The organism is Sellimonas catena (assembly GCF_027924685.1).
GTDB lineage: Bacteria > Bacillota > Clostridia > Lachnospirales > Lachnospiraceae > Sellimonas > Sellimonas catena.
In genome coordinates, this window is the sequence record NZ_BSBO01000071.1 from 1 (window position 1) to 4,337 (window position 4,337).

At 41.8% G+C, this 4,337-nt stretch carries 4 protein-coding genes; 2 read left to right on the forward strand and 2 right to left on the reverse strand.

All coding sequences use genetic code 11. From position 1 onward, the window contains the following. Positions 1 to 123 precede the first annotated feature (123 nt). Together Selli1_RS17860 and Selli1_RS17865 are read right to left on the reverse strand one after the other, a co-directional pair. The gene (locus tag Selli1_RS17860) at positions 124 to 699 is read right to left on the reverse strand and encodes a GntR family transcriptional regulator (RefSeq protein ID WP_087167994.1); all 576 of its coding nucleotides are present in this window, start codon (positions 697 to 699) and stop codon (positions 124 to 126) included. A gap of 11 nt (positions 700 to 710) precedes the next feature. Then, positions 711 to 1,739, reverse strand: coding sequence for an aspartate aminotransferase family protein (locus tag Selli1_RS17865; protein ID WP_087167993.1), 1,029 nt, complete (start codon positions 1,737 to 1,739; stop codon positions 711 to 713). 525 nt (positions 1,740 to 2,264) lie between these two features. Between Selli1_RS17865 and Selli1_RS17870 the strand changes: the two genes are divergently transcribed. Together Selli1_RS17870 and Selli1_RS17875 are read left to right on the forward strand one after the other, a co-directional pair. Next, positions 2,265 to 3,026 carry a creatininase family protein gene (locus tag Selli1_RS17870; protein WP_087167992.1) on the forward strand — a complete coding sequence of 254 codons (762 nt, stop codon included), beginning with the start codon at positions 2,265 to 2,267 and terminating at the stop codon, positions 3,024 to 3,026. A 12-nt stretch (positions 3,027 to 3,038) separates the two neighbouring features. Continuing rightward, positions 3,039 to 4,115, forward strand: coding sequence for a M42 family metallopeptidase (locus tag Selli1_RS17875; RefSeq protein WP_087167991.1), 1,077 nt, complete (start codon positions 3,039 to 3,041; stop codon positions 4,113 to 4,115). Positions 4,116 to 4,337: the final 222 nt, after the last annotated feature.

The window sequence follows — 4,337 nt, forward strand, 5'->3', positions numbered from 1 at the left end:
TAGTCAGTAAAAATTTTTTGTAAGATATTCATAAAACTATTATGAACGAAAATGTAACAAAAAGAAAGCCCCAACCCCCTCATGATTGAGGGGCAGGGGAGTTGAATAGGCGTAGCCTATTTTTTATAAGCTTTTAGCATTCTGAAGCGTTTCAGCATCTCCGCTTAACTGTCCAAAGTGATTGGCATTTTGAACCGAGAGAAACATGGCACCATTCAGGGGGCTTAGAAGCTCCCACATTTTGGTCAATCGGTCAAGCTGGGCAGAGCGAATGATCTGCTGGTGAAATGTTTCATCTGCATGAACGGCCTTCATGGTATTACCTTCGAGAACAGCCTTTCGAAATTCCTCAACGCTGGTTTCCATTATCATGAGACTATAATCACTAAGTCGACAGTTGCTTTTTTGAATTGCCAGTTTTTCGAGGCTGCCGCGTAAAAAGAAAACTTCATACGCATCTTGTGGAGAAAGCAGTGCGACTGTACATCCTTTGTTAGGACAGTAATCGACTAAACCTTCAACGGCAAGCTGTCGCAGTGCTTCGCGCACAGGGCCTCGGCTGAGTCCGAATTTCTGCGCAATTTCAGCCTCTACCAGTTTTTCCTGAGGCTGAAGGGTTCCGTTAATAATCTGTTCCCGCAGAGATTCAAGAACAATGTCTGATGTAGTAGTATTTGATGCTTTTCGTTGTTCCTGCATAGTTACCTCATCTAACTTTTAGAATAATCCATTAAAACTTGCGCAACATACTGCATATCAGAAGGTGTGAAGCGTTGATCGCAAGGAATGGATACAATATGGTCATAAATGTATTGCTCTGATGAATCTGGCAGTGGATGAACCAGTGGTCCCACTGGCCAGTAGACAATTGAGCGAATCTGGTGATCTGTCAGGTATTGCTGAAATTCGTCACGATTTTCGGCATACAAGCAGAAATGGCTTGGGACAGTAGCCTCTGGAAGTTCAGGAAAGACTACCTGCACGCCATGAAGAGGTGCTGTAAGAGCGTCTAAAAGTGCAGCATAGTTTTCACGTCTTGCTTTGCAAATGGAATCAAAGTCAGCATGGCGAAGGAGATATTCTGAATTATCATCACTGGCAAAGCTGTCAAACATTTGACGAAGTCGCATCTCTCCTTCCCAGAAAACATCGCCGTCTCCTGTCTTGTAGTATTCTTTTCTCTGTTCAAGATGTGTTGATTCTACTGGCAAAAGAGGTGTTTCAAAGGTTCCGTTTCTTTTAACAGCGAATCCACCACAATCAACCCCCATCCATTTTCGGAAGCTTCCTGCAAAATAATCACAGAGAGGGTCGATACCGTCGGCTGAGAGCATGGAATGAGTTACATCTTCAAAAATTACAACTCCTTTTTCTTTGCAGGCTTTAACGAAGTCGTGATCATAGTTGCAGAAGCCATAGTAGCCGCAAAGAGATAAAACACTGATTTCATCGATAACAGAAGTATCGAAAATGCTGTGTAAATCTTTGTCCAGCTCATAAAATTTCAGCTGATATCCAGCTTTCTCAAAAGGAGCAAGGACTGTCTCGCAGGTATACAAAGGCACATATGCGACTTTACGCGTATCGTGCAGTGCAATATCCTGTAAACAATAATACATAGCGCATCGTCCAGACATGTTAAATGCCAGATCATCACTAGGTGAGCAGATACGTGAAAAGTATCCGTTTTCGATAGGTTTGCTTGGTTCATAGTTGAACAAACCGCCAATTTTTCGCATGTTTTATTTCCTCCTTACTAATAGAAAAGTTATACGGGTGTCTTTTGTCCGTTACCTAAAAACTAATTACAATTATAGTGGATTGTTAACAAAAGCGAAAGTATTATTTTTTTGCAAGAAAATGCCAAAAAAGTCACACAATAACATTATTAACAATTATTGTTTTGAAAAATTGGTACAAAAGCATAAAAAAATATGTTATGCAGTTGTAAAAAGTTTTGAAAATACTGTTTAGAGAAAAAAATATGGTGAAAATCTACAAAAATACTGACATTTTTTCGTTGTTAACATCAATTCGAAATTGTTGACAATCCTATTTGCCTAAACTATACTTATTTTATCAAGAGCGGCTCGAAAATTATAGGCGTATCTGTTCAGATATTACGAAATGGGGATAATAATGAACACTACAGCCTGGATAAAGTTAAAGTAGCACAGTAACGAACGGATGTCGGACTGTCCGGTTCCCGGATAGTCCGATTTTTCAGAAGAGAATAATTATTATATGTGAAAGGAAAGAAAACTATGAGACTTACAGATTTGACTTGGCCGAAAGCCCAAGAATATTTTGAAAAAAATGATATGGTACTTATTTCTATCGGTAGTATTGAGTGTCACGGACGTCACATGCCACTTGGAACCGATACACTGATTCCAGATCATTTATTGGAGAAAATTGAGAAGAAGAGTGATGTTTTGATTGCTCCGACTATTCCATATGGTTCCTGCGAGTGTTTAGCTCCGTATCCGGGTACAATTGATATTGACGGCGAGGTACTCTATCAGTTTTGCCGTCAGATTTTCCTGAGCCTGTATCGTCATGGCGCAAGAAAATTCGTTTTCCTGAACGGACATGGCGGAAATGTCAAGATGATCGATCGCCTTGGTATGGAATTTGAAGATAAGGGTTGTCTGGTTGCTATGCTTAACTGGTGGCTGATGGCTTGGGATATGAACCCAGCATGGAAAGGCGGCCATGGCGGTGGTGAGGAAACAGCGGCAATTCTTGGAATCGATCCATCTTTAGTTGATAAGAGTGAGATCGGTGGGGAACTTAAGTTTAAGCACCTGACTGATAATCTGAAGACAACAGGTTTCCGTTCTGTTGAGTTCAAGGGAGTTAACGTTGATATTGTACGTCATACTCAAAACGTAACAGACAGCGGCTGGATCGGACCAGATCATCCGAGCACCGCTACAGAAGAGTGGGGCAAGGAGATGCTTGAGACTACAGCAAACTATATTGTTGATTTCATGGAAGAATTCAAGAAAGTAGAACTTTCATAAAGGGGTATTAAAATGGATAAAAAAACGACGCTGGAAATGATTGCAGCAATTTCAAATGCAAACGGTACATCCGGTTTCGAAGATGAAGTGGTTGCAGCGATTCGTCCTTATGCAGAAGGACTTGGAGAAATTACAGAAGATCGCATGCGCAACCTGTATATCCGCCGTAAAGAAAATAATGGCAAACGTCCGGTTGTTCAGCTTGACGCACATAGTGATGAGGTTGGTTTTATGGTGCAGGCTATCTGCCCGAACGGAACACTTCGCATTATTCAGGTCGGAGGTTGGGTCAACCATAATATTCCGGCACATAAAGTCTGGGTTCGCAACCGATTCGGAGAATATATTCCGGGTCTTACTGCCAGTAAGCCTCCACATTTCATGACGGAGCAGGAGCGTAAAGCACCTCTGGATATGAAAGATATCACGGTAGATGTTGGCGCTGTTTCTAAAGAAGAGGCAATTGAAAAGTTCGGCATTCGTATCGGTGAACCGGTAGTGCCGGATGTGACATTTACATATTCAGAAAATACAGATCTGATGGTGGGCAAGAGCTTTGACTGTCGTTTGGGATGTGCGGCAATTCTTAAGACTATGCATACACTGGCTGGCGAGGATCTGAATGTTGATATTGTTGGCGCTTGCGCAGCACAGGAAGAGGTTGGTGTACGCGGTGCCACCGTGACAGCACAGGTAATTAAGCCGGATATCGCAATTGTTTTTGAAGGATGCCCGGCAGATGATACTTGCGTTGAGTCGTATATGGTTCAGACAGCTATCAAGCGTGGACCGATGCTGCGTCACATTGATTCCCGTATGATCACGAATCCACGTTATCAAAGATATGCGCTGGATTTGGCAGAAAAGCTTGGTATCCCGGTTCAGGATTCAGTTCGTGGTGCTGGCTCAACTAATGGTGCAGCTATACACTTGACTGAAAAAGCGGTTCCGGTTATCGTTATTGGCGTTCCGGTTCGCTATGCGCATACGCATTATGGAATTTCAGCTTACGCCGACTTTGATAACGCTGTTAAGCTGGCATGCGAGATTCTTAAAAGACTTGACGAAGAACAGATTATGAGTTTTTAAAAATTAATAGCGTGTTCGACATATAATATTTAAAACAAATTTGGATTTTATGCAGGAGCTGAGATAAGCAGAAACTGCATAAAATCCTTTTTTTACTTTATAGGAAAGTTCGATTTTTGACGATTTATTGAATGAAAATAGCCCGCACAAAGGCGGGCATGCAGATAGGACGACACTGAGTTAGAAGATATAAAAACCTTCTACGCCAGCCTCGTCATCAAA